The sequence below is a fragment of the Gilvibacter sp. CC01 genome, from assembly GCF_055755295.1.
This window is the reverse complement of the sequence record NZ_CM146909.1, coordinates 401,308-426,269: the sequence shown is the minus strand read 5'-3', so window position 1 is coordinate 426,269 and position 24,962 is coordinate 401,308. Positions and strand designations below refer to the sequence as shown.

16 protein-coding genes are annotated in these 24,962 nt (G+C 43.4%); 8 read left to right on the top strand and 8 right to left on the bottom strand.

Features of this window, described 5'->3' with window-relative positions:
• Window positions 1–18 precede the first annotated feature (18 nt).
• From AC0J2F_RS02010 to AC0J2F_RS01980, 7 genes are all read right to left on the bottom strand, one after another.
• On the bottom strand, window positions 19–1,995 hold the full coding sequence (locus AC0J2F_RS02010) for an LptF/LptG family permease (protein ID WP_473008423.1): 1,977 nt from the start codon (window positions 1,993–1,995) through the stop codon (window positions 19–21).
• 6 nt (window positions 1,996–2,001) lie between these two features.
• Window positions 2,002–2,643: an outer membrane lipoprotein periplasmic chaperone LolA1 gene (gene lolA1 / locus AC0J2F_RS02005; RefSeq protein ID WP_374960145.1), complete on the bottom strand. Its 642-nt coding sequence runs from the start codon at window positions 2,641–2,643 to the stop codon at window positions 2,002–2,004.
• A 22-nt stretch (window positions 2,644–2,665) separates the two neighbouring features.
• Complete coding sequence (locus tag AC0J2F_RS02000; RefSeq protein ID WP_473008421.1) at window positions 2,666–5,062, bottom strand: FtsK/SpoIIIE family DNA translocase; 2,397 nt, start codon at window positions 5,060–5,062, stop codon at window positions 2,666–2,668.
• 54 nt (window positions 5,063–5,116) lie between these two features.
• Window positions 5,117–5,479, bottom strand: a complete 363-nt coding sequence (locus AC0J2F_RS01995; protein WP_473008420.1) for a diacylglycerol kinase — start codon at window positions 5,477–5,479, stop codon at window positions 5,117–5,119.
• Between the two features lie 3 nt (window positions 5,480–5,482).
• Entirely contained in the window at window positions 5,483–5,980 is a 498-nt protein-coding gene (tpx, locus tag AC0J2F_RS01990; RefSeq protein ID WP_374960234.1) for a thiol peroxidase, read from the bottom strand.
• A 70-nt stretch (window positions 5,981–6,050) separates the two neighbouring features.
• Window positions 6,051–7,523 carry a Na+/H+ antiporter NhaC gene (nhaC, locus tag AC0J2F_RS01985; RefSeq protein WP_473008418.1) on the bottom strand — a complete coding sequence of 491 codons (1,473 nt, stop codon included), beginning with the start codon at window positions 7,521–7,523 and terminating at the stop codon, window positions 6,051–6,053.
• A 121-nt stretch (window positions 7,524–7,644) separates the two neighbouring features.
• A complete protein-coding gene (locus AC0J2F_RS01980; protein ID WP_473008417.1) occupies window positions 7,645–8,862 on the bottom strand; it encodes an aminotransferase class I/II-fold pyridoxal phosphate-dependent enzyme in 1,218 nt (405 codons plus the stop codon).
• Window positions 8,863–9,016: 154 nt separating this feature from the next.
• Between AC0J2F_RS01980 and AC0J2F_RS01975 the strand changes: the two genes are divergently transcribed.
• From AC0J2F_RS01975 to lpdA, 3 genes are all read left to right on the top strand, one after another.
• Window positions 9,017–9,484 (top strand): Lrp/AsnC family transcriptional regulator, encoded by a 468-nt coding sequence (locus AC0J2F_RS01975; RefSeq protein ID WP_473008416.1) that lies wholly within the window; start codon window positions 9,017–9,019, stop codon window positions 9,482–9,484.
• Window positions 9,477–10,121: a CPBP family intramembrane glutamic endopeptidase gene (locus AC0J2F_RS01970; RefSeq protein WP_473008415.1), complete on the top strand. Its 645-nt coding sequence runs from the start codon at window positions 9,477–9,479 to the stop codon at window positions 10,119–10,121. Before AC0J2F_RS01975 ends, AC0J2F_RS01970 begins: the two co-directional genes overlap by 8 nt.
• Before the next feature lie 91 nt (window positions 10,122–10,212).
• Window positions 10,213–11,619: a dihydrolipoyl dehydrogenase gene (gene lpdA, locus AC0J2F_RS01965; RefSeq protein ID WP_473008414.1), complete on the top strand. Its 1,407-nt coding sequence runs from the start codon at window positions 10,213–10,215 to the stop codon at window positions 11,617–11,619.
• Window position 11,620: 1 nt separating this feature from the next.
• Here the strand turns inward: lpdA and AC0J2F_RS01960 are convergent, their stop codons facing one another.
• Complete coding sequence (locus tag AC0J2F_RS01960; RefSeq protein WP_473008412.1) at window positions 11,621–13,921, bottom strand: hypothetical protein; 2,301 nt, start codon at window positions 13,919–13,921, stop codon at window positions 11,621–11,623.
• A 67-nt stretch (window positions 13,922–13,988) separates the two neighbouring features.
• On the opposite strand from AC0J2F_RS01960, the gene pabB reads away from it, so the two are divergent.
• The 5 genes from pabB to AC0J2F_RS01935 all read left to right on the top strand — a co-directional run bounded on the left by pabB (window position 13,989) and on the right by AC0J2F_RS01935 (window position 24,962).
• On the top strand, window positions 13,989–15,287 hold the full coding sequence (gene pabB / locus AC0J2F_RS01955) for an aminodeoxychorismate synthase component I (RefSeq protein ID WP_473008410.1): 1,299 nt from the start codon (window positions 13,989–13,991) through the stop codon (window positions 15,285–15,287).
• 45 nt (window positions 15,288–15,332) lie between these two features.
• Window positions 15,333–16,649: a tRNA lysidine(34) synthetase TilS gene (gene tilS / locus AC0J2F_RS01950; protein WP_473008409.1), complete on the top strand. Its 1,317-nt coding sequence runs from the start codon at window positions 15,333–15,335 to the stop codon at window positions 16,647–16,649.
• Between the two features lie 8 nt (window positions 16,650–16,657).
• Window positions 16,658–18,616, top strand: a complete 1,959-nt coding sequence (locus AC0J2F_RS01945) for a protein-disulfide reductase DsbD family protein (protein ID WP_473008407.1) — start codon at window positions 16,658–16,660, stop codon at window positions 18,614–18,616.
• Between the two features lie 265 nt (window positions 18,617–18,881).
• Window positions 18,882–21,686 (top strand): ligand-binding sensor domain-containing protein, encoded by a 2,805-nt coding sequence (locus tag AC0J2F_RS01940; protein WP_473008406.1) that lies wholly within the window; start codon window positions 18,882–18,884, stop codon window positions 21,684–21,686.
• Window positions 21,687–21,941: 255 nt separating this feature from the next.
• Window positions 21,942–24,962 (top strand): SusC/RagA family TonB-linked outer membrane protein, encoded by a 3,021-nt coding sequence (locus AC0J2F_RS01935; protein ID WP_473008404.1) that lies wholly within the window; start codon window positions 21,942–21,944, stop codon window positions 24,960–24,962.

Below are 24,962 nucleotides of genomic sequence, written 5' to 3'. Positions count from 1 at the left end.
TCTGCAAAGATAAGGCCTTTACAATTGTTTTATGTCTGCTTCTATGCGTTTGTTGTAAGTGCGCTTGAAAAAGTAGTAAAAGGGTATGCCTAATCCTAAATACGCCAAATATATTTCTAAAGGAGTTTTCTTCTTCATTGCCTTATAAATCTTGGTATGCCAAATCATTGTTTGAATGAGACGGATATACACTAACCCTAAGATGATATAGAAAACTATCGGTAGCGCATCAAGTATAAATGGAGCCACTTTAGGGCTATAAATTGAAGTAATTAAAACCCCAACGGCCAATACTAAATTCGCAACATACAGATAGACTGTTTGGTTGGCATATTTCTTATGTTCCCCATATGCCAACATGGCTTCGTTGTAAATGTGGTCTTCAAAATTGCCTTGCATCCGCAGTTCTAATTCTGAGATACCCCTTTGTTCCAGATAGAGTAGGGCCTGATTGCGATACGTACTGCTATAGCCGAATTTGCGGTGGTATTTCACAACACGTATTAAACCGTCGTTGTCTAAGGCGGCCAATTCATCTTTTTGTTGCTGACTCAATGCTACTTGATTGATTGCGGGAGCCAATTTCGGTTTACGTCTAAAGCGGCCAAAGAAACTGTCAAAGTCAAAGACATTCTGGTCTGTTGTAGCGCGGTAGGTGATCCAGATTCCCAAGGGGAGTAAGATAAGGCTAGATAGCCAGGTTGCCATAACCGCATTTAACGAGCCGTCTTCTGCACTGTTCTTGGCAAAAATCCCGATAAAGTGATAGGTCAGAAACAGTAAGATGGCAATAACCATGGGCAGTCCAAAACCTCCTTTTCTAATAATAGCTCCCAAGGGCGCTCCAATAAAGAATAAGATCACACAGGCAATGGCAAAGACGTATTTTTCGTGTAAGGCTATTTCGTGTTTGATGATGTTCTTGCGTTTTAAGAAGAACTCGTCCTTTTTGGCCTCTAAGGTCTGTAGCGTCCCGCTAACACTGCTCTGAGCAATTTGAATGATCTTTTTCTGATCTACTGGCTGAAAGGCATCTAGCGGATTATAAACAGTATCCTTTGGTTCTTTAGGGGCATAATTCTCGCCAATACTCGGCACACCACTGCGCAAGTACATAGTGTTGGCAAAGGTCTTTATATCCGTAGAGAAATTATCAGAAAGGGTGTCTATGGCAGGTATCAATTCCGAAATAGGATACATTCCGTGATTGCTCAGTTCGCCCTCAGCCTCTAGGTCAATATTGTTGATCTCACTCAGATCTATATTTATGGTATAGACATCCAAATAACTCTTAACAAAAGGCTTCTTTTTCTTCTTTTGGACATCTCGAGGTTGCACCTCGTCGTAGTAATAGACGTTGTCTAGCTTTAAGGAGAGCACGTTGGAATCTTCGGAGCCGATGAGTTCCCCACGTTCTGCCACCATAACCGTATAGTTACCAGCTATTTTGGGTTTCTTTTTGTGAATGATGACCTCTTCCAAGAACTGGTCTCTATCGCCCGTTTTTTTCTCCACCTTAATGTTCAGTTCCTCACCAATAGGACTGAATTGTCCTTCGGCAATGACCATAGCCGGTTTTTTCTGAGCGATGTTGCGCCTTAGGTTGAGTGATTTATATTCTGCCCAGGGAATAACACTATTGGCAAACCAAAAAGCAGTAAAACTAATTAGTATAATAAAGAAGGTAAGGCTACGCATGGCCCTTTGCAGGGAGATCCCGGTAGACTTCATGGCGGCAAACTCGTACTTTTCCGCAAAGTTCCCGAATACCATCAGGCTAGAAACTAATATCGTCAAGGGCAATACTAGCGGAATCAGTTTTGGCGAGAAGTACATTAAGAACTTCAAGACCACCATCATGTCCAAACCTTTTCCGGCGAGCTCAGAAATATACAACCAGATCGTCTGCAGTATAAAAATGAACATAAGGATCAGGAACACACTTATAAAAGTGCGTATATAGGTGACCAATATGTAACGATCGAGTATTTTCAAATGCCTCTAGTTCAGTCTGTTGATGTAGTAGCCGTCTGCTTCGTATTTGGGCTCATCAAAACTAAACAAGGTTTTCGAAATGGGCTCGTTGGTTTTAAAAGAATTAACAGTAATGGTAAATTCCGTCCCGTTGGCATCGGTCTGGATAAGCTTGTAGATGTGCTTGGTCATGCTGTCTATACCCAATAAGATATTTTTGATCTCCGCATTGCTGTCTATAGGCATCAGCTTTACATACTGGATCTTACGACCTTTTACGTTTTGAACGATGTCCATTTTATAGGTATAGCCCTCTTCGTAAAAAGTAAGCATCTCGCTTGGAGTGATCCCCGTTTTCTCATCGCTTCCAATAGTGGAAATGGTCACTTCTTCATCTTCCGGAACTATAGAGTAAATGTACTTGCCATCGCTAATACGCGTTGTTCCTAACATGTTCAAGTGGTATTTGTCGCCCTGCAAGGTAACATTACCTCGGGTGTCTTGTTTCACCTTTTGTTTTTCGTTGTTAAGGCTGTATTTAAAGTCGATGACGATATTGTCATAAGACCGCACCTTGGCAGATACTTCGTCCAATAGGGCTTTGGCGTCCTGTGCTTGGGCAAATCCGCCGCTAATAACTAATAAACACCCTAGAATTATCGATTTCATGGTTTTAAATTTTTGCTACTTTTTATTCTTCGTTATCCAAAAGTTGATTTAGGGCCTCAATGGTGGGCACTAAGACCTGTCTGGCCTTACTACCTTCAAATGGGCCAACGATTCCCGCTGCCTCCAACTGGTCTATGATCCGGCCTGCCCGGTTGTATCCCAGTTTGAGTTTGCGTTGCAATAAAGAAGCCGAGCCTTGCTGAGCAATTACCAGCACTTCAGCCGCTTCTCTAAAGAGTGAATCGCGTTCGTCTTTAGATATATCAAGATTTGTACCACTTTCTTCTCCTACATATTCCGGTAGCAAATGCGCATCCGGATAGGCTTTTTGTCCACCTATATAATCGGTGATCTTTGCAACCTCGGGAGTATCTACAAAGGCGCACTGCAGACGGATTACTTCATTGCCCTGTGTATAAAGCATGTCTCCGCGTCCAATGAGCTGATCGGCTCCGGCTGCATCTAAAATAGTACGTGAATCTATCTTAGAGGTTACTCTAAAGGCAATTCTTGCTGGGAAGTTTGCTTTTATGATACCGGTGATCACATTAACCGAAGGGCGTTGTGTAGCAATGATGAGGTGAATCCCAATAGCACGAGCCAACTGGGCCAAACGTGCAATAGGAGTTTCTACTTCTTTACCTGCGGTCATGATCAGATCGGCAAACTCATCCACCACTAAAATGATATACGGCAAATATCGGTGGCCATTGTTGGGATTAAGTTTACGCGTCTTGAATTTGGTGTTGTATTCTTTAATGTTACGCACCATAGCGTCTTTGAGCAGGTCGTAACGCGCATCCATTTCAATACATAAGGAGTTCAGCGTATAGATCACTTTTGTGGTATCGGTAATAATGGCATCTTCCGTATCGGGCAACTTGGCAAGGTAGTGACGTTCTATCTTATTAAAGAGCGTTAATTCTACCTTCTTTGGATCTACCAACACGAATTTTACTTCGGCAGGATGTTTTTTGTAGAGTAGGGAAGTCAAGATCGCATTGAGTCCAACAGACTTACCTTGACCTGTAGCACCTGCCATTAGTAAGTGCGGCATTTTGGCTAGATCCACTACAAAGGTCTCGTTGGCAATAGTCTTTCCTAAAGCCAGAGGTAAAGCCATTTCAGCTTGTTGGAACTTGTTAGCCGCTATCACTGACCGCATCGATACAACACGCGGATTCTTATTCGGAACTTCAATACCAATGGTGCCTTTCCCAGGGATAGGCGCAATGATACGGATCCCAAGGGCAGAAAGTGAAAGTGCAATATCGTCTTCTAAGTTCTTGATCTTAGAAATACGGATCCCGGCCTCTGGGACTATCTCATACAAAGTAACGGTAGGTCCAACTGTGGCTTTGATCTGCGCTATGGCGATCTTATAGTTGCGCAAGGTCTCTACAATTCGATTCTTGTTCTCTTCAAGCTCCTCTTGATTGATAGTGATCCCTGCGCCGCCGGTATAATCTTTCAATAGCTCTAGCGGAGGAAACTTATAGTTGCCCAACTCCAGAGTAGGGTCGAACTCACCAAAGTCTTCTACGAGTTTCTTGGCAGTTTGGTCTGCGGGCAGTTCCTCTTCTTCTGCGGCGGCTTCTACTTCCATAGTAACCTCATCTTCTTGAGTAACTGTCTTAGGTGTTTTGAGTTGGATGTTCTCCAATTCCGGTTCTGGAGTGAGCTCTAAGGGTTGCGTTTGTGTCTGATTCGTTATTACCTCTGGTTCGGGTTCAGGTGTTGATTCTATGGTGTTTACTGCGGAGTCTGACTGGGCCAGTGTCTCCTCAGTAGTGCTTTCGGTTTTAAAGTCTTCAGCTATGGCTTCTTGGGTCTTTTTAAGCTTGGCGGCTACCTTGTCTGGAGTAACACGTAAGCGCAATACCAAATAAGCGATCAATAAAAAAGCCATAAGGATGGCGGTTCCTGTGAAGCCTAAATAGTCTTGTAAAAAGTCGTTGAGTTCGTAACCGACAGTTCCTGCCAAGATACCACCTTGGGCTGCAAAGAATCCGAAGAAAACAGCAAGCCAAAGCATGACCAAAAGACCCCAAAACCAGAATCGGCCTAAGGCAGACTTCTTAAAATCAAAGAAAAAGTAAACCCCGCTTAAGGTGACTAGGGTGCTAAAAATAAAGGCTGCAATTCCGACTCCTTTATAGATGAAGAAATTACCAAGAGCTGCACCGAACTTGCTGAGCAGGTTTCCAGCTTCCGCTTCCCGATTACGCAATTCTCCCAAAATGGATTGGTCTTCTTGCCAATTAAAAAAGAAGGATGCAAAGGCTAGAGTGAGAGCCAAACCAAAGAGCATTAAAAAGCTCCCAAAAACAACTTGTTGTTGCCTGTTGAGGGTCAATTTAGGTATCTTGAATCGTTTAGCTTTTTTCGCGCTGCGTTTAGTAGTCTTCTTCTTGGCCATAAAGGGTAAAGCAAAGGTACAAAATGTTAACGTTCCGAGTAACGCTCGTAGTACCTAGCCAAAGTAGGGAATATAGATGATACAACCAATCACTATAGCGATAACTGCTGCAAAAAATACCGCCCCGGCAGCTACGTCTTTGATATAACCAATTTTAGGGTGATGGTCTGGGTGGATAAAGTTGGCAATTTCCTCTATTGCCGTATTGGCTCCTTCTACAGCCATTACCAGACCAATGGCAAAGAATTGCAAGGCCCATTGGGTGGCGGTAATGTCAAAGTAAAAACCAGCCACTATCATAAGCACGGCAATAGCCGCCTGAACCTGAATGCTAGCTTCGTTCTTAAGCAGCATCCAGGCTCCGCGACCAGCGTATTTGAACGCCTTTAATCGTTTGCCGATAAAGGTGTTTTTCATGCTTTATAGTGCAGCAAGCGCAGCAGCGTAATCAGGCTCTTCACCAACCTCTGCTACTTGTTGGTTGTAAATAACGTTTCCGCTAGCGTCCGCTACTACGACTGCTCTAGAGTGCAGCGCGTCAAAGGCTCCGCCTTTAATAGTCACGCCGTAGTCTTGTCCAAATGCTCCGGTTTTAAAATCAGAGAGCATCTCTACGTTCTCAATGCCTTCTGCAGCACAGAACTGCTGCTGTGCAAAAGGTAGGTCTTTAGAAATGCAAAGCACGGTAGTATTCTCCAATTTAGAAGCCTCTTCGTTAAAGCGTCTTGCGGAAGCCGCGCATACCCCTGTGTTTACAGAAGGGAAGATGTTCAAGATTAGGTTTTTGCCTGCGTAATCTGCAAGTGTTTTTGTTGACATATCGTTGGCCACCAAGCTAAAGTCAGGAGCTTGAGATCCAACAGCAGGAAGTGATCCTACAGTTTCGGCGGGGTTGCCGCCCAAGGTAATAGAAGCCATAGTTGTTGTTTTTTACAAAAATACGATGCCCCAATGCAGAATGCATTAAGGTTCTCTTAAAAAATCTAGATTATTTTACACTTCCCAATTGACGGATCTTAATGCGGAATGCAGCAAAGATCAACGTCATAAATGGACTCAGCCAGTTAAAGATCGCGAAGGCAAAGTAGTCGACTACTGGAACGCCTAAAACGCCACTCTGATAGGCACCACAGGTATTCCAAGGCACCAATACAGAAGTTACCGTACCGCTGTCTTCTAAGGTTCTAGAAAGGTTTTCTGGAGCTAAGCCGCGGTCTTCATAAGCTTGTTTGAACATCTTTCCTGGAATTACTAAGGCTAAGTATTGGTCTGAGGCAACGACATTAAGCCCCAAACAACTGATCACTGTTGAGACAAAAAGTCCGAAGATAGAATCTGCCAAACTCAGGAGGGCCTTGGTAATTCTTGCCAAAGCACCTATAGCATCCATAACGCCTCCAAAAACCATAGCGCAAATAATCAAGGCGATGGTCCAGTTCATACCCCACATACCTCCAGCGGCGAAAAGGTCATTCAGATCGGCATTGTCTGTTGCTACCGCAGTATCAAAAAAGATTGCATTTACAACCACGCCTATATTGGAATCGCCCAAGCTGGCCAGAACGTCGCTTTGAAAAACTACAGCGAAGATCACTGCGGCTATTATACCACCGCTGAGCGCTACTAAAGGCTTGGCTTTAAGAAGGATCATCCCAATGACAACTAAAGGAACACCAAACAACCAGGGGTTGATATTGAAGGTATTATCTATAGTGTTCAAAATGGCAGAGACATCTGCATCTCCACTTACATCGGCACTGAAAGAAAGAATGGCAAAAACCACCAAAGTGATCAAAATAGAAGGCACTGTGGTAATAGACATATATTTTATGTGGGTAAAAAGATCAGTGCCCGCCATAGCTGGGGCTAAGTTGGTCGTGTCGCTCAGAGGAGACATCTTGTCTCCAAAATAGGCACCAGAGATCACAGCTCCTGCAATCATTCCTGGGGAGATGCCTAAAGCTATTCCAATACCCACCAAAGCAATTCCCACAGTTGCAGAGGTGGTCCAACTGCTTCCGGTAGCTATAGAAATAATTGCCGAGATGATCACGGAGGCTGGTAAGAATATCTCAGGGCTCAATACCTTAAGACCATAGTATACCATAGCGGGAATTACACCACTAACCAGCCAAGTTCCGGCCAAAGCGCCTACCAGTAGCAGGATTAGTACCGGAACAAAAATACTTTTTAGGTTTTCCCAAATCTCGGCGAGCATCAGATTCAGGCTTACCTTATTAACAAAGCCCATGATCATGGCAGCAGCACCTCCCAATAATAGTATGAATTGATTGGAGAAATCTCCTAACCAGGCACCGTCTTTGACAAATATGTTATAAGCGAGCAAGGCCATTAAGATTACCACAGGTATTAAGGCTTCCCAGATATTGAGTTCTTTGTTTTCTATGATCTTTTGATTCTCCATAGGGATCTTTTCAATATTGTCTTGCTCGTTTTGCATGCTTAGTTTTTAAGAACTGTAATGTTACGATTTTAGCCTCCGAATTGCAAACGCTAATAGGTCGTATCCGCAGCACAAAAAAAACGGGCACTAGGCCCGTTCTAAAACTTGTTTCTATTATTTAGACTGCTGTTGCAGGTTGTAAAACACCAACAGCTTCCATACATGCCTTCATCTGCGCGAAGGTTCTGGTGATGTCGTTGTCTAAGCCTACGGAGAAACGAATAAGTCCGTCGCTTAGGCCCATTGCTGCTTGTTCTTCTGCCGGGATCTCTGAAGAAGTTGAACTGCCCGGAGCACTGAATAAGGTCTTGTAGAAACCTAGACTAACTGCTAGATAGCCTAAGTTGCGCTCTTGCATAAGTTCCATCAGCTCATTGGCTTTCTCTAAACTGCCTACGTCTATAGTCAACATGCCTCCAAAGCCATATTCTGAGTTCATCATCTTAGAGAACACCTCATGACTTGGGTGCGATTCCAAACCAGGATAAACGGTTTTTAAACCTAAGCTTTCAAAGGCTCGCGCCAAATAAAAGGCATTGTGGCTGTGTTGTTTCATACGGATGTGCAGCGTACGGAGATTTTTAAGGATAGACGAGGCTCTAAGACTGTCCATAGTGCTACCCAAGAGCATGGCAGCTCCGTCATTTACGTTGCGCAATTGGTCAATGAATTCTTGGGTTCCACAGATCACACCACCCACAGTATCCGAAGAGCCGTTGATGAACTTGGTCAAGCTGTGGATCACTACATCGGCTCCTAAACGCCCTGCAGGAATTGAGAGCGGGGAGAAGGTATTGTCAACTACCAGCTTTAAATTGTGCTTTTTGGCAAGTTCAGCTAAGGCCGCAATATCTGCCACCTCAAGCAATGGATTGCTCACCGCTTCGCAATACAACACTTTGGTGTTCTCGTTAATGGCTGCTTCTACCACGTCGAGCTTGGTGATGTCTACAAAACTGGTAGCAATTCCTAATCGTGGGGTGAAATTCTTAAGAAAGGCATAAGTTCCGCCGTAAATGGTGCGACTAGAAACTATATGATTCCCTTGTCCACAGAGCTGTAAGAGCACTGGGCAAATGGCGCCCATACCACTGGCAGTCACATTGGCGGTCTCTGTACCTTCTAAGGCTGCAAGAGCCTCTCCCAAATACAAATTGCTCGGCGAACTATGTCTGGAGTAGAGGTAACAACCGTCTGCGTTGCCTTCAAAAGTATCGAACATGGTCTTGGCCGATAAGAAGGTATAGGTAGAAGAGTCTGAGATCGATGGGTTAACGCCACCGAATTCTCCAAAATATTGTAAGTCTTGAATGTTGTCTGCAGGTTTGAAAGCCATTTTAGTAGGATTTTATTCATCAAATTTAATTTATAAAGGTTTATTTAACCAAACATTTACATATGATTAGTATATTATTAGGTCAAAAAGCATTTAATTAGTAAAAAATTTATCCCCTTTTCTAAAAAAAGCTACGAACACCGAAAAATTTTCTATGCAATTAGACCAAACGGATAAGCAGATTTTAAACATGCTGCAAGAGGACGCTAAAATCACCAATAAAGAACTGTCGTCGCAACTCAATCTTTCGCCTACGGCAATCTATGAGCGCATTAAAAAACTAGAGCGCAATGATTTCATCAAGAATTATGTGGCCTTGCTCAATGATGACAAGATTGAACGTGACTTTGTGGTTTTTTGTCAGATAAAATTGTTGCAACATGCCAAAGACTATCTGACCACCTTTGAGGCAGATATCATTGCTTTACCGGAAGTTTTGGAATGCTACCACATTAGTGGCGATTACGATTATTTGCTCAAAGTAGCGGTAAAGGACATGGAAGCTTACAGGGTCTTTATGGTTACTAAATTGACTACCTTGCAGTACATTGGTAGCACGCATAGTTCGTTTTCGATCAGTGCGGTTAAACACACCACCAAACACGAAATGGGTAATGAATAAACAACTGCTGTTAGGTGCAGAGTTTCTGATCTTTTTTGTTGTCTTACCGGTAAGCTTCGCCTGGAATTATTCTATATGGATAAAAACCGGCTTGGCCTTGGCAGGCTTGGGTTATATCATTGCCAGATTGGTCAAGGACCCGACTAAACCCCTAAAGTGGTTCAATTCTTATCCCTGGAGATCCTTTTTAAAACGCATCTCGTTACAGTTCGTTATCATTGCCGTTGTGACAACATTTTTTGTCTTGTGGAAAGCGCCGGGAAGTCTATTTTGTGTGCCTAAAAATGATCCGCAGCTGTTTGTAAGCATCTTGGGGGTGTATACTTTTTTGTCCGTATGGCCACAAGAACTTATCTACAGAACCTATTTCTTTAGTCGCTTTGAGACTTTGTTCCCCAATAAGAAGGTCTTGATCTTTGTCAATGCTGTTATCTTTTCTTTGGCCCATATCTTTTTTAGAAACACCTTAGTGACTGTGCTTACCTTTATAGGTGGTTTGCTGTTTGCCTATACTTATTTGAAAACCAGATCCACACTCTTGGTCAGCATAGAACACGCTGTATATGGGAATTGGTTGTTTACCGTTGGGATGGGAGACATGCTGGCTTTCCCTGGGATGGATGCCTGCGCTGCTTAGAGCTTAAGTATGAACAAAACATTGCGACCAAGCCCTTAGGTAGAACGCCAAAAGCTTTGTAAATTTGCAGTCGATTTAAATCATTTTTTCTATGAGTTCATTTGATGTAGTAGTAATCGGTTCGGGCCCTGGAGGCTATGTAGCAGCCATTCGTTGTGCGCAATTAGGCATGAAGACAGCCTTAATTGAAAAGTACAATACCCTAGGAGGTACCTGTTTAAATGTAGGTTGTATTCCGAGTAAGGCCCTGTTAGATTCTTCACATCACTACGAAGATGCCGTAAAGCATTTTGAGGAGCACGGAATTGAGGTTCCGGGCGAGGTGAAAGTGAATTTAGAGAAAATGATTGCTCGCAAGCAATCGGTTGTGGATCAGACCACCTCTGGGATAGACTACCTAATGAAAAAGAACGAGATCACCGTTTACCACGGGATGGGCTCATTTGTAGATGCAACGCACGTAAAAGTTGACTTGACCGAAGGAGGCGAAGAGACCTTAGAGGCTAAGAACATCATAGTTGCTACCGGAAGTAAACCATCGACCTTACCTTTTATCACTATCGATAAGGAGCGTATAATAACATCTACAGAGGCTTTAAAAATGCCAGAGATCCCAAAACACTTGGTTATCATTGGAGGAGGAGTTATTGGCCTTGAGTTAGGACAGGTTTACCGTCGTTTAGGGGCCGATGTTTCTGTTATAGAATATATGGATCGCATTATTCCAACCATGGATCGTGCGCAGAGTAAAGAACTCACCAAAGTGATGAAAAAACAAGGTGTGAAATTCCACGTTTCACATCAAGTGACTTCGGTAGAGCGCAATGGCGATGAGGTGACCATCAAAGCCAACAACAAAAAAGGCGAAGAGGTTAGCTTTACCGGAGACTATTGTTTGGTCTCTGTGGGGCGTCGTCCGTATACTGACGGATTGGCTGCCGATAAGGCTGGAATCCAAATGGACGAGCGCGGTCGTATTGAGGTGAACGAGCACTTGCAAACCAATGTTTCTAATATCTACGCCATTGGCGATGTAGTTAAAGGTGCTATGTTGGCGCACAAAGCCGAGGAAGAAGGTGTATTTGTAGCTGAGACCATTGCCGGACAGCAGCCGCACATAAACTACAATTTGATTCCTGGAGTTGTATATACCTGGCCTGAGGTTGCATCCGTAGGGAAAACCGAAGATCAGCTCAAAGAGGAGAACGTAGACTACAAAGTTGGACAATTCGGCATGCGTGCTTTAGGACGTTCTCGTGCAAGTGGTGACATAGACGGATTTGTAAAGATCCTTGCCGATGCCAAGACAGACGAAGTCTTAGGTGTACATATGGTGGGAGCTCGTGTAGCTGACCTGATCAGCGAAGCGGTTACTGCAATGGAGTTCCGCGCTAGCGCAGAAGATATTGCACGTATGAGTCATGCGCACCCAACCTATGCAGAAGCTGTTAAGGAAGCTGCCTTAGACGCCACAGATAAGCGTCCGCTGCATATCTAGATTATTCACCTAGCGCTTCTTTATAGCTGCGCAATAAAGCTCTGGCTTGTGCTTTCCATGCAGTTTTGACTTCGTCAAATTCTGTGTAAGCAGGCGTAACTGAGAAGTCTTCAGGGTCTGGGGAATCGATCACCCCAATGGCAAGGATGGGTTCGCTTTCGTCAGAAGTTGATAAGACCTTGTAAACACCTACGCGGACTCCAGAATCCTCTATTTCGCCCATTTTCTCGACCTCGTTATTGTATTCGCCGATATAATCTCCGACGTAATTGTAAACACAGAGCTCGGTAAAACTATCTGGTGCTAGATATTGCTGCGGAATCACATCTGACAGTTCGGCATTGAACAAGGCTTCCATGATCTCGTAACGCGAATAGAAAGGGTCCATATATTGCTTGAGAATTTCAGGATCCGCCTCATAACCCATGCGCATGTATTTGAGTAAGGCTTCGGTTTTGGTCCAAGGCTCTTTGGCGTATGGAGTATAGATGGCTTTTAAGATGGCCCCGCTCTTCTCAGCATCAACGGCAGGGTCAGACTCCGCAATAGACATATAATAGTAGATCAAGCTATCGTTGAGGTAGAACTCTTTGTCACGGGTAGTAGCATCGTTGTATTTGCGCAATTGTGTTTGGATGTCTTCGGTGATCGCTTCCTGCAAGGCACTGAACATTTCAGGCAAGTCTTCTTCTCCCATGATATAGTCTGCATAAAGTCCAACAAGTAGATCTTTAAAATCATCGTTGCGGTATAGTGCTGCCAACTGCTGTGGATATTTCTTTATTATATGTAAACTATCCTCCAGCTGATAAAAGGCCAAGAAGGTTTCTTCTGTGCGCTTTGGCGGATCGGTAAGCAGCAGATCCATAAGCTTTTTATCTGCTTGTAGCGCTTGAAAATTTAAAAATTCACTAACGATCTCTTCTCTTACCTTTTCTGGGGTTTGATCTTGTTGGTAATAGGCTAGCAAGCCATCCATATGCGACTGATTCCCCAGCTTGGTTATGGGAATAATAAGGTCGGTCTTGTTCTTTTCATAGCCTTGATCCTCTACTGCTTCATAGGGCATGGCAGACAATAGTAGATCTATATCAGCAGTGGTAAAATCGTGATAGAGTAGTGCCGTTTGCCCGCGTTTTACCTGGGTGGTATCGCTGCTGAGTAGCGCAGCCACGATCTCCTTGGTCTTTGGCGCGCTGATGTCCATTTTGGGCGTTTTTCTAGTGTAGGAAAAGGAGCCCAGAAAGCCATTTATTAAGCCTAGGTCTATTTCTTCTTGTCCCACACAACTGTAAAGTTGTACCAAATGGTCGTCCACATACATGGTTTGGATAAACTGCTGTACGTTGGTGTTTGGGTTAACGATCCTTGCCCTGATTCCACGCACTCCGTTTATATCAATCAGCTCTTTCTCGGCAATGGAGTCTTTGTACTCCAATAAATCGTCCAAAGCTCCAATAAGGAAAGTATCTACATCTTGGGTTCTGTAAAGCGAATTGAGTTTGCTGGTCTCTACCATATAAAGACCACCTGTAAAATCTGATGTTCCGGTATACGAACGGGTGTATAAGAATTCGTCAGCCGGTGTTCCTTGTTCTTCTGTAAACAGACGCATTTCTGTTGGAGCTTGAAGCTTAAAAAGATCTTCAAAGACAAAATCACTGATCTGATCCTCTTGAAAAGGTTCTAGCTTAAAGGAGGTGAAAAAGCGCGAATCGACATCTACTTTGTCTCCCTTTTCTTTGGCCTGTGCCATGATGGCGTAGCTGCGATTACCTCGAAAATAGAATTTAAACACGCCGTTATAGGTGTTAAAAAAGCTCAGATAGGCAATAAAACCTTTTACGCCTTGCTCCTCAAAAGGAATAGGGTCACCCACAAGTTCGATGCCATTAGCTAATTCAGATCCCAGAGTCTCTAATACCTCTTCCTGATTTACCAAGTAATATCCCTCTGGTTGATCGTTGTAACGGATCAGATAATTGAAATCTAGCTTAGGGTCGCTTATGAATTCGATATTCATATAATAGGGCTGCCCTTCTGGATCCAGCGGATTTTCTACCTCTCGATCCATTTGCTTCATAGGCACATCGGGGATCTCTACACTATATGCGCCTTGGGCGTTAGAATAGGGAACCCATTTAACTTTACGGTCTTGATCTGTCTTGGAAGTTTCTAAAGAGATTAGCGTTGGAAGGCTTTTGTAGCTGTTCTGACCTAATGCGAGCTGAAAGCTGAGCGTTAACAATAATAAAGTCGGTGAAAGACCACAAATACAGGCCCAGGGGCGTAGCTTGTTCAATTGTTTAAAAATAAAGGGATTTGTACCAATCAATAATAGTAATTTTAAGCCATAATTCTTGAGTTTCTTGAGGAAATCTTATCAATTCACCGTATCTGATCCCGCTAAGTTCAAGCAGCAGCTTTTTAAGTGGAGCCGCAGTTTTGAGCAATTGGTCATCTTGGATTCCAACGCACATCTGTCTGCGCACTCTGCTTTTGATACAGCCATTGCGATGGGGGCACGAGCAGCTATAAAATGCCAGGCAGGAAAAGCTTTTGCTACTTTACAAGCCTTTAGAGCATCCCATCCGGATTGGATGTTCGGCTATTTGGGCTACGATCTAAAAAATGAATTAGAAGACTTAGACTCCCAAAATCACGACGGACTCCAATTTCCAGATTTACACTTTGTGGTTCCTGAGAAACTTATCATTCTAAAAGGGAATAGCTGTACTTTTTGGTATCCGGAGGAATTAGAAGATCAGGCAAGCAGCGATAAAGAGACCATTGAAGCCATTGTTTTAAGGCCGCAAACGGAAAAGAAGAAACCTTTAAAGATCCGCCTGCGAACTAGCAAAGACACTTATTTTGAGCGTTTCGCCAAAATACAGGCGCATTTACAGCGCGGCGATATTTACGAAACCAACTTTTGTCAGGAGTTCTTTGCGAATGCTACGAATCTGGATCCGTGGCAACTATACCAGCAGTTAAACACGGTAGCGGAAGCGCCATTCAGCACTTTTGTGCGTTTTAATGAGCATTATATTATTTCTTCTTCGCCGGAGCGTTATTTGCAACGTAAAGGCACTGTGGTGATCTCACAACCTATTAAAGGCACTGCCAAGCGAGGCAGCGACCCTAAAACAGACGAACTCCACAAACAACGTTTACAAGCAGATCCTAAAGAACGCAGTGAGAATATCATGATCACAGATCTGGTGCGTAACGATCTGTCGCAATTGGCTGTTCCTGGTAGTGTGCAGGTCACCGCACTCTGCGAGCTGCATTCGTTTAAGCAAGTGCACCAACTTATCAGTACGGTTCAGGCTGAGGTCTTAGCAGAAACCGATTCGGTAGATATAATCAAAGCGACCTTTCCGATGGGGAGTATGACCGGGGCGCCGAAAATAGCGGCAATGCAGATCGCAGAAGAGGTAGAAGACTTTAAACGGGGGGTATACAGCGGTGCGATCGGTTATTTTACTCCAGAAGGTGATTTCGATTTCAACGTGGTTATCCGCAGTATTTTGTACAATGCTGCTCGAAATTATGTCAGCTTTCCCGTTGGTGGTGCCATTACCGCTGCTGCCAACGCTCAAGACGAATACGAAGAATGCCTTTTAAAGGCCAAAGCCATGCGGCAGGTGCTAGAAGGTATTTCTTAGAAAAGCCTTAACAGTTGTATTGATTGGCAAATCCTATCTTTGCGCATGCTCACTATCTTTTCAGCTCAGTTTGGTGAAAACCTCCCCGAAATTAAGGGAGCCAAGGTTCTCGTTGCCTGTAGTGGTGGCTTGGACAGTTGTGTACTCTTACATTTAATGGCGCAACAAGATTGTGAGCTAATGGTAGCCCATTGCAATTTTAAATTGCGAGGCGCGGAGAGCGACCAAGATCAGGAGTTTGTTCGTGAGCTAGCTGCTAATTATAATGTGGATTTCTTTGAAAAAACCTTTGAAACAAAGGCCTTACTAGAGCAAAGCGGGGAATCGCTTCAAATGCTGGCTCGCAGGCTGAGATATGATTGGTTCGAGCAGTTGCTCCAAGAGCAGCAAGTTGACTATCTGATGACCGCGCATCATGCTGATGACAATCTGGAGACCTTCCTGATAAATATCAGTAGAGCAAGTGGAATTAAAGGCATTTGCGGGATCCCATCGCATAACGATAAACTGTTAAGGCCGCTATTGAGTTTTGATCGAGACACGCTCAGGGCCTTTGCCAAAAAAGAAGGGCTTGCTTGGCGAGAAGACAGTTCCAACGCTTCCGATGCCTATTTGCGCAACGCTTTGCGCCATAATGTGATTCCTAAGTTAAAAGAGCAGCTTCCCGATATAGAAAGCCAACTTTTACAGACGCAAACCTATTTACAACAAGATTTGAAACTCCTTGAGAGCCTTGTGGAGCAGTTAAGGGGCAAAGTTTGGCAGCCTACTTTTAACGGCATGACAATAGACCTTGATGCGCTCAGTGACCTTGGAGCTGCAGATGCTCTGCTGTTTCATTTGCTGCGTGATTATGGGTTTACAGATTGGAAGGCCATAGGAGAGCTTAAACAAGCCCAAACGGGTAAAAAGGTTTATTCTGCAACGCATCAGCTATTAAAAGATAGAGAGCAGCTGCTTCTAACCAAGAAGGAGGTGAGCACTCAAGATGCCTATTTCGAGTTTGATGCCTTTAACACCCAAGAGCTGCCTGTAGCGCTACAGTTTAAAAAGGTTAGCAGTTGGTCCAAACTTGCAAACCATACTATAGTAGTGGATCAGGACTGTTTATCGAGCCCTTTGATTTTGCGAAAATGGCAGCCTGGAGATCGATTTTTTCCATTGGGAATGCAAGGTTCTAAAAAATTGAGTGACTACTTTACAGACCAGAAGATTTCGGGACCAGAAAAAGAAAAAATATGGCTACTTTGCAGCGATTCTGAAATCGTTTGGGTTGTTGGCTATCGAGCTGACGATCGATTTAAAGTAACCGAAAACACTAAAAATCTACTCCAAATTTCATGCGCAGCTTCAAGTCATTAATAACTTTATTGGTTTTATTTTTCGCCTTAACTGCTAACAGTCAGGTCATTGATCCAATCAAGTGGGAGGTAAGCATAAGCGAGCAGCGCGGTGATACCTTAAAGCTCAGCCTAAATGCTGAGATCATTGAAGATTGGTATACCTATGCTTATTATATGGACGAAGGAGGGCCTATTCCCACCGAGATATCATATGAATTTACTGAGGGAGAATATACCGTTTTAGACGATGTTGCAGAGAGTGAAGTGATCCGTAAATTCGATGAGACCTTCGAAATGGAGATAGGTATTCACGAGCAGACCGCAACTTTTACACAATCTGTTATTCAGCATAAGCAAGGTGCGCCACTAAACATTGTAGTAGACTATCAGTCTTGTAATGCGGAGCGCTGTATATTCGAAAACGCTGTGCTGGCTGTTCCTGTGCCTGGAAGTAGTTCGGTAATTGAAAACCCTGAAGCCACAGAAAAGGACAAGGCACTTAGTGATGCTCTTAAACTCGATCTGGGTAATGGCCAGTACTTAGAGACGGATCAGGAAGAGAATTCCGGCTGGATGAATTTTTTCTTAGGATTTTTAGGCGGACTCATCGTACTGCTTACACCCTGTGTTTTTCCTATGATCCCGCTCACAGTCTCCTTTTTTACCAAGGGCAGCGAAGATAAAAAGAAAGGTATTTTCAACGCTGTGCTCTACGGTTTATTCATTGCGCTTATCTATGTGCTGCTGAGTGTTCCTTTTCACGTTTTGGATTCTATAAATGAAGAGATCCTCAACACCATCTCTACCAATGTTACGCTCAATGTGGTCTTCTTTGTGATCTTTTTGGTCTTTGCTTTTTCCTTGTTTGGGTATTTTGAATTGACCTTACCGAGCTCTTGGGGAACTAAAATGGATCAAAAAGCGAGCTCTTTAGGTGGTGTGCTAGGTATTTTCTTTATGGCGATAACCTTAGCCATTGTGTCTTTTTCTTGTACCGGACCTATTTTGGGTACGCTCTTGGGGAATTCACTTTCTTCCGATGGAGGTGCCTGGCAGTTAACTTATGGTATAGCAGGCTTCGGATTGGCACTGGCCTTGCCATTCGCACTTTTTGCCATGTTCCCGAATTGGTTGAACTCCTTACCCAAAAGCGGCGGGTGGATGACCACAGTAAAAGTGGTTCTCGGATTTTTAGAACTCGGTTTTGCCTTTAAATTTTTAAGTAATGCCGATCTGGTCTCGCATTGGGGAATCCTTAAGCGGGAGATCTTTTTAGGAGTTTGGATACTCTTGAGCTTGGCCCTAGCGGCCTATCTCTTCGGATTCTTTAAGTTTCCGCACGAAGCTAAAAGCAAGCGCAAGGCGATCCCGGTATTGCTCGGGCTCTTGTTTGTAGCTTTTGCGGGCTATATGACCTTAGGCTTGACCAATCCGCCTAAATCGAACCTACCTTTATTGAGTGGTTTTGCACCGCCGATGTTCTACAGTGTCTACGATAAAGACATAGCCGATATTCACGGAGAGCACACCTATACAGATTTTGAGCAAGGTGTGGCTGCAGCTCGTAGTTTAAACAAACCGCTGATAATAGACTTTACCGGTTGGGCCTGTGTTAATTGCCGTAAGATGGAAGAACAGGTATGGGTCGAGCCACAAGTCCGAGATTTATTACACCAAGACTATGTGCTTGTTTCTCTTTACGTGGACGATAGAGCGCCTTTAGATGCCTCAGAGCAATTCAATTTTTTACGTCAGGACGGTAGCTTAAAATCAATTCGCAACGTAGGTAATAAATGGGCAACCTTCCAAACCGTGAACTTTAAGAACAACTCTCAGCCTTATTATGTTCTTATGGATGCAGACCTGAATCTGCTGAACAGGCCAGTAGGATATACTCCAGACGCCGACGAATTTGCTTCTTGGCTGAAAACCGGGCTGGAAAACTTCAATGCTACAAAAGCACCAAAGCCAATTGTCGGGAATTAAAAAAGCACTCTGAACCGAAGTACGAGAGTGCTTAGACAAACCTAACTTAACAAAGACTGAAGCTCTTGAGCTTCAGTTACATACTTGTGTCTATTAATAAAAATTCATCCCCACAAAAAATTATTAATTGTAATGACAAAAGCACGTTTTCTTAGTTGGTTAAAAATAATATCGGATGGACGCATATCCTATACGTACTTCCACGTATTTTTTCAAGTCCACTAAGATAAGCATTTACGCCAATTTTTTGGTATTTTCACATCTTATGAGGCGATTATTGCTTTTAACGGGTATTTTCTGCTTGCTCCAATGCATGGTATATGGACAGGAACTTCCTCCCATAAAGGCGTATACCTCTAAAAACTACCAGGCCGGAAACCAAAATTGGGGCATAAGCCAAGATTCCAATAATAATATGTTCTTTGCCAACAATGAGGGCTTGCTTCATTTTGACGGCAATAACTGGAAGCTTTACAATTCACCAAATAAAACCATAATGCGATCGGTACTTGCGGTTGGCGAGCGTGTTTACACTGGTTGTTATATGGAGTTTGGATTTTGGGAAAAGAATCCTGCTGGAGCTTACCAATACACTTCTTTGAGTCAGGACATAGCTGGGCGTCTAGTGGAAGACGAACAATTCTGGAGTATTCAGCAAGTGGACGACCTGGTGTTGTTTCAGTCTTTGGATAGAATTTATATTTATGACACGGTCAACTCAAGTATAGAGACGGTTCCAACGCCTGGAATCTTTAAGATGTTCAGACAGGGGAACACTTTTTATTTCCAAGATAACGACTTGAGCTTTTACCGCATTGATGAGCAATTAGCCCAGCGAACAGGAGATCTGTCCGATTTTAGTAGTGATCGGGTAGTGGCGCTATTTCCGACAAGTACAGGTACCTTATTGCTCAGTCAGACCTCTGGGTTTTACCGGTTGACCCCGAACGGCTATGAGCCTTGGCAAACAGCTTTAGACGAAATGGCCACCGATTTGAGAGTCTACGCAGCAATTCAACTAGAGAATGGGAATTTTGCTGTGGGCACCGTGGCTTATGGCCTATTGATCTTAAACAGCGAAGGGCAATTGATCGCTCAATTTAATCAGCGCAATGGCCTATCAAATAACACGGTACTGGCACTTTATGAAGATGCCGACAACAACTTGTGGGCGGGCTTGGACAATGGGATAGATGTCCTAAATCTCAACGCTCCATTAAAGATCTATACAGATGTAAATGGAACCATCGGCAGTGTTTATACGGCAGTTGAACATCAGGGAATGATGTATTTGGGCACCAATCAAGGGCTATTTTATCGCGATCTTAACGAGGCTGTAGAGTTTCAAAGAGTAGATGGTACCAATGGCCAGGTTTGGGAGTTAAAACTAATCGATGGCAATTTGTTCTGTGCGCATAACGATGGCACGATGATAATCAAGGGGAGCACAGCTACGCTTTTATCTGACCACTCGGGTAGTTGGACCTTTTTGGCTGTTCGAGACGATCCAGATCGTATTCTGGTCGGTAATTATCAGGGAATAAGCCTTTTAAAACGCAATAACGGCAACTGGGAATTTGATGGCGTAATAGAAGATTTTCAATACTCCTCGAGATTTTTGTATTATGATGCCGATGGCAAGGTGTGGATGAATCATGAGTATAAAGGGGTTTTTCAGCTCGAACTAGATCTAGAAAACAAACGACTGCTCAATATTAACCGGGAGGATGATTTGCCACTTGGAAAGAATTCAGGATTGGTACGTTATAAAGATCGTTTGGTCTACGCTGCAGAATCTGGAGTTTTTGTAAAAGATCCTGGACAAGAGTTTAAATTAGACAGTCTCTTATCTGCAGCATATCAGAAAGACGATCAATATGTAACAGGCCAGTTAGATGTAGACGAGCAGCAGAATCTTTGGCTTTTTGGAGCTAATCAGATCAAGATCTACGGACCTAGTTCATTCGGTCGCTCCATAGTCATGAAGAACATTGCCTTGTCCGAAGATATTAGAAATCAAGTGATTGGGTATGAAGAAGTTGGTGTAACCGCAGACGGTCAATATATCCTCGGAACCACCACTGGATACCTTATGTTGGATATAGAAGGCTTTGCTCCCAGAGTTAATGTGGTGCAAATTGGTACAGGTTATATGACTAGTGAACGCGGAGAAGAAAGAGCCATCATACTGTCCGAAGAGCAGTTCAATTCAAAATTCAACAGTTTACATTTAGCACTCCACACGGCCAATTACGATACCTATCTCAGTAAGGAGTTTCGCTATCGTTTGCTTGATTTTAGGGAACAATGGAGTCCTTGGAGTAAGGACAATACGGTGATCTTTGAGAATTTGCCTCCAGGAACCTATACTATAGAAGCTCAGTCTCGTGTGGGCTTAAACCCATCTTCCAATACGGCCACTTGGGAATTTACCATAGCGAAACCTTGGTACGCTTCCAATTGGGCAGTTGGTTGCTATATCCTTCTAGGCTTGCTGAGCATGCTTTTTATCAATGAAGTTTACCGACGCCGCTATAAGAAACAACGCAAGAAAATAGAGGAGGACAATCAGCGCAAGTTAGAACTGGAACGCCTTAAAAATGAAAAACAGAGCATAGCTTTGCGCAATGCTAATCTAGAGCGCGATATGGTGAGCAAGAATCAAGAGTTAGCCATTGCAACTATGGGTATGGCGCGCAAGAATGAGGCTCTACAAGGGATCAAGAAAGACCTCGATAAGATCGACGAGAATGACGCCAGACAAGCTCTTAAGCATGTGCGTTCCATGATAGAGAACAATCTAAACGACAGTAGCGATTGGGAACTTTTGCAAAAGGCCTTCAATAATGTTGATAAGGATTTTATCAAGGAGTTAAAGACCAAGTATCCAAAACTTACTCCAAACGACCTAAAACTATGTACCTATTTGCGTTTAAATCTCAGTTCAAAGGAGATCGCACCTCTTTTAAATATCTCGGTCCGTTCTGTAGAGATCAGCAGGTATCGCTTACGCAAGAAAATGGGATTGCCTACAGAGATAAACTTGGTCGATCACATACTTTCCATATGATGTTGAGGTGTTAGATTGTTAATTAAAACTCAACATTACCTATACAATATTGATCTAAACCTGTACTATTTTACCCGAAGTGACTCAACAAGTATTTTGTTAATTAGCTGTAAAATAGGCAATTATAATTTTAAAATTATTAAATCGACAATTTAAATGTTAAAATTTTAGGATGTAGATATTTTGTAGGGGTGTAAATTATCAAGTCGTAAATGTAGTAGTGTAATTTAGTGGATGTATTATTAAAGTATCTCTATGAAACTGCTCTTCACTGCAATTTTCGGCTTTTTTATCTTGTCTGTCTCCGCACAGCAACTCAACATCACCGGTACCGTTTACGACAATCAGAACATTCCTTTAGGGGGTGTTAATGTTGTAGTTCAAAATACCAACCTTGGGGCTATATCTGACTTCGATGGAAATTTCGAGATCCAGAATGTTCCAGCTGGTGCTACCTTGGAATTTACCTATATAGGGTTTAAAACTGTGACTCAGGTTGTAAATTCCACTGGAGCCCTTACTGTAATAATGGAAGAAGATGCGCAGGCCCTAGATCAAGTAGTGGTTGTGGGTTATGGAGCTCAAAAACGTAAAGAGATTACTGGGGCAGTGACTGTCCTATCCGCAGAAACCATAGAAGAACTAAAGCCAACACGTGTGGAACAGGCGCTTCAAGGTCAAGTGGCTGGGGTTCAAGTTACCTCTGGATCCGGGGCGCCAGGCGCCGGACTTAATATTACTATCCGTGGTGTTTCCACCAACGGGGATTCTCGTCCGTTAATATTAGTAGACGGAAACGTAATTGAGGACTTAAGTACTATTAGTCCAACAGATATTGAGTCTATCAATGTACTAAAAGATGCTACAGCAGGTATCTACGGTGTGCGTGCTGCAAATGGTGTTATCCTTATTACTACCAAATCTGGTCGTAAAAATGCACCGCTATCATTAAGTCTAAACACCTTTACCGGGTTTCAGCAGACCAGCAGAAAGATCCCTGCGCTCAACGCTACAGAGTATGCTTTATTGGTCAATGAGGCTAGAACCAATGGAGGACAGGCTCCTTTATTTAATGACGTTTCTGGATTAGGGCAGGGTACAGATTGGCAAGATGAAGTGTTTACCTCAGCCGCTCGTTCTTTTATAGAACTCACTGGAGATGGTGGAGGTGAAAAATCTCGTTATTCCTTCAGTTTGGCCTACACCAACCAAGACGGTATTGTAGGTGGAGGAGATAAATCTAACTTCGAAAGAACCACAGGACGTCTTAACTACCAATACGATATACTAGACAACTTAAAATTCACTACCGCTGCGATTTACACCTATACAGACAGCCGTGGTATCCTAGAGAACGCTATTGGATCTGTACTTTACAACGCACTCAACAATGCGCCGACTTTCGCTATTCGCGATGCTAACGGCGATTTTACTTTGGCAGAAGGACTCGGCAACGAGGTGATCAACCCCTTGGCGCAGTTAGAGAATACTTACAACAGAACCAAAGTGAATAAGATTGGTGGTAGTGCCACGCTTAGATATGAATTCTTAGATGATTTTGCTGCGGAGGCCCGTTTTCAAGGAAACTATTCCGAAGTTGACAGTTGGTTCTTTCAGCCAGAGGTTTTTTACGGATCTGGTAAGGTCTTTAATATTGCCCGTAATGCTGTTGGGGAGTCCTTAAATACCTTTAAAGATTACACCTTTGATGCCTTTGTAAATTACAACAAATCCATCGGAGACGATCACAACATCAAGGCCACCATTGGTACTTCGGTTTTCCAAACAGTAGGCGAATTCACAGGTTCAACTGGTTTTGACATTCCAGACAACGATGTTGCCAACGCGACTATAGCCAATGCCTCAGATGTTATCGATAATTTCTTGAATGTTCCTAATACTTTCGATGCGCGCTTGCTTTCGTATTTCGCGCGAGTTCAGTACGATTATAAAGGAAAGTACTTGTTCTCCGGGGTTGTAAGACGCGACGGTTCAACCAAGTTCGGACCTCGAAACAAGTTCGGGATCTTTCCATCGTTCTCTGCGGGTTGGATCATGAGTGATGAGGCCTTTTTGGCAGATGTGTCTTGGTTAGATTTCTTAAAGCTAAGAGCTTCTTATGGTATACTCGGAAACGACCGTATTCCAGATTTCCAATTCGTTTCTCTACTAGGAGGTGAAGGAGAATACGTTATAGACGGCAACTTAGAGCAACGCCCTACGCTTGGGGTTATTGCTAACCCAGAGATCCAGTGGGAGCAGCAAGAGTCTTTCAACATCGGAGTCGATTCGCGTTTCTTTAACAGCCGCTTAAACGTGACTGTTGATTACTTCAACAGACAGACCAACGATTTATTGGTATCTGCACCGATCTCTGGTATCCTTGGAGCCAGTGCGCCAGGATCATTACCACCTATCGTAAATGCTGGTACTGTAGAGAACCAAGGGATTGAATTTGCCGTGTCTTGGCGCGGAACTATCAACGAAGATTTTAGATACAGCATTAGTGGTAACATGACTGCCCTGCGCAATGAAGTTTTGTTCGTTAATAGCGACAATTCATTCTTGCCTGGAGGTTCCTTTGGGATCGGACAAGATTTCCCTGCCCGTATGGAGGCCGGTTTCCCTATCGGATATTTCTACGGATTACAAACAGACGGGATCTTTCAAAATCAGGCAGAGATCGACGCACACGCTATTCAAGACGGTGCATTACCTGGAGATCTTCGCTTTGTTGACGTAAATGGCGACGGTGTCATTGACAGCAACGACCGAACCAATATCGGAGATCCAATTCCTGATCTCACTTTTGGTCTGAACCTCTCATTTGAGTGGAAGAACTTTGATTTCTTGGCTTATGCCTTCGGATCTGTCGGAAACGACATTGTTCGTAATTACGAACGCAATCAGCAGCTAACCAACCGAACCGTATATTATTTAGACCGCTGGACTGGTCCAGGAAGCTCAAACTCTTTCCCGCGTGTGACCACTGCGGCTACATCAAACACATTATTCTCGGATTTCTATGTAGAAGACGGTAGTTTCTTGAGAATGCAGAATCTTCAATTGGGATATTCTTTTGGAGAAGGCATGCGCGAGAAATTCAAGCTCAGCAAGTTTAGAGTATACGTATCTATTGAGAACCTATTCACCCTAACCGAATATCAAGGGTATGACCCGACAGCTTCTGGTGGCGCACCAATTGGAGCGGGAATTGACCAAGGATTCTATCCTACGCCAAGAACCTTTTTGTTAGGCTTAAACATCAAATATTAA

What these genes read in the sequence shown, in the direction of transcription:
- lpdA (WP_473008414.1), top strand. Translation starts at nt 10,213, where the DNA reads ATGAGTTCATTTGATGTAGTAGTAATCGGTTCGGGCCCTGGAGGCTAT.
- AC0J2F_RS01975 (WP_473008416.1), top strand. Translation starts at nt 9,017, where the DNA reads ATGCAATTAGACCAAACGGATAAGCAGATTTTAAACATGCTGCAAGAG.
- AC0J2F_RS01935 (WP_473008404.1), top strand. Translation starts at nt 21,942, where the DNA reads ATGAAACTGCTCTTCACTGCAATTTTCGGCTTTTTTATCTTGTCTGTC.
- tilS (WP_473008409.1), top strand. Translation starts at nt 15,333, where the DNA reads ATGCTCACTATCTTTTCAGCTCAGTTTGGTGAAAACCTCCCCGAAATT.
- AC0J2F_RS01980 (WP_473008417.1), bottom strand. Translation starts at nt 8,862, where the DNA reads ATGGCTTTCAAACCTGCAGACAACATTCAAGACTTACAATATTTTGGA.
- nhaC (WP_473008418.1), bottom strand. Translation starts at nt 7,523, where the DNA reads ATGCAAAACGAGCAAGACAATATTGAAAAGATCCCTATGGAGAATCAA.
- AC0J2F_RS01940 (WP_473008406.1), top strand. Translation starts at nt 18,882, where the DNA reads ATGAGGCGATTATTGCTTTTAACGGGTATTTTCTGCTTGCTCCAATGC.
- lolA1 (WP_374960145.1), bottom strand. Translation starts at nt 2,643, where the DNA reads ATGAAATCGATAATTCTAGGGTGTTTATTAGTTATTAGCGGCGGATTT.
- AC0J2F_RS01995 (WP_473008420.1), bottom strand. Translation starts at nt 5,479, where the DNA reads ATGAAAAACACCTTTATCGGCAAACGATTAAAGGCGTTCAAATACGCT.
- tpx (WP_374960234.1), bottom strand. Translation starts at nt 5,980, where the DNA reads ATGGCTTCTATTACCTTGGGCGGCAACCCCGCCGAAACTGTAGGATCA.
- AC0J2F_RS02000 (WP_473008421.1), bottom strand. Translation starts at nt 5,062, where the DNA reads ATGGCCAAGAAGAAGACTACTAAACGCAGCGCGAAAAAAGCTAAACGA.
- AC0J2F_RS01970 (WP_473008415.1), top strand. Translation starts at nt 9,477, where the DNA reads ATGAATAAACAACTGCTGTTAGGTGCAGAGTTTCTGATCTTTTTTGTT.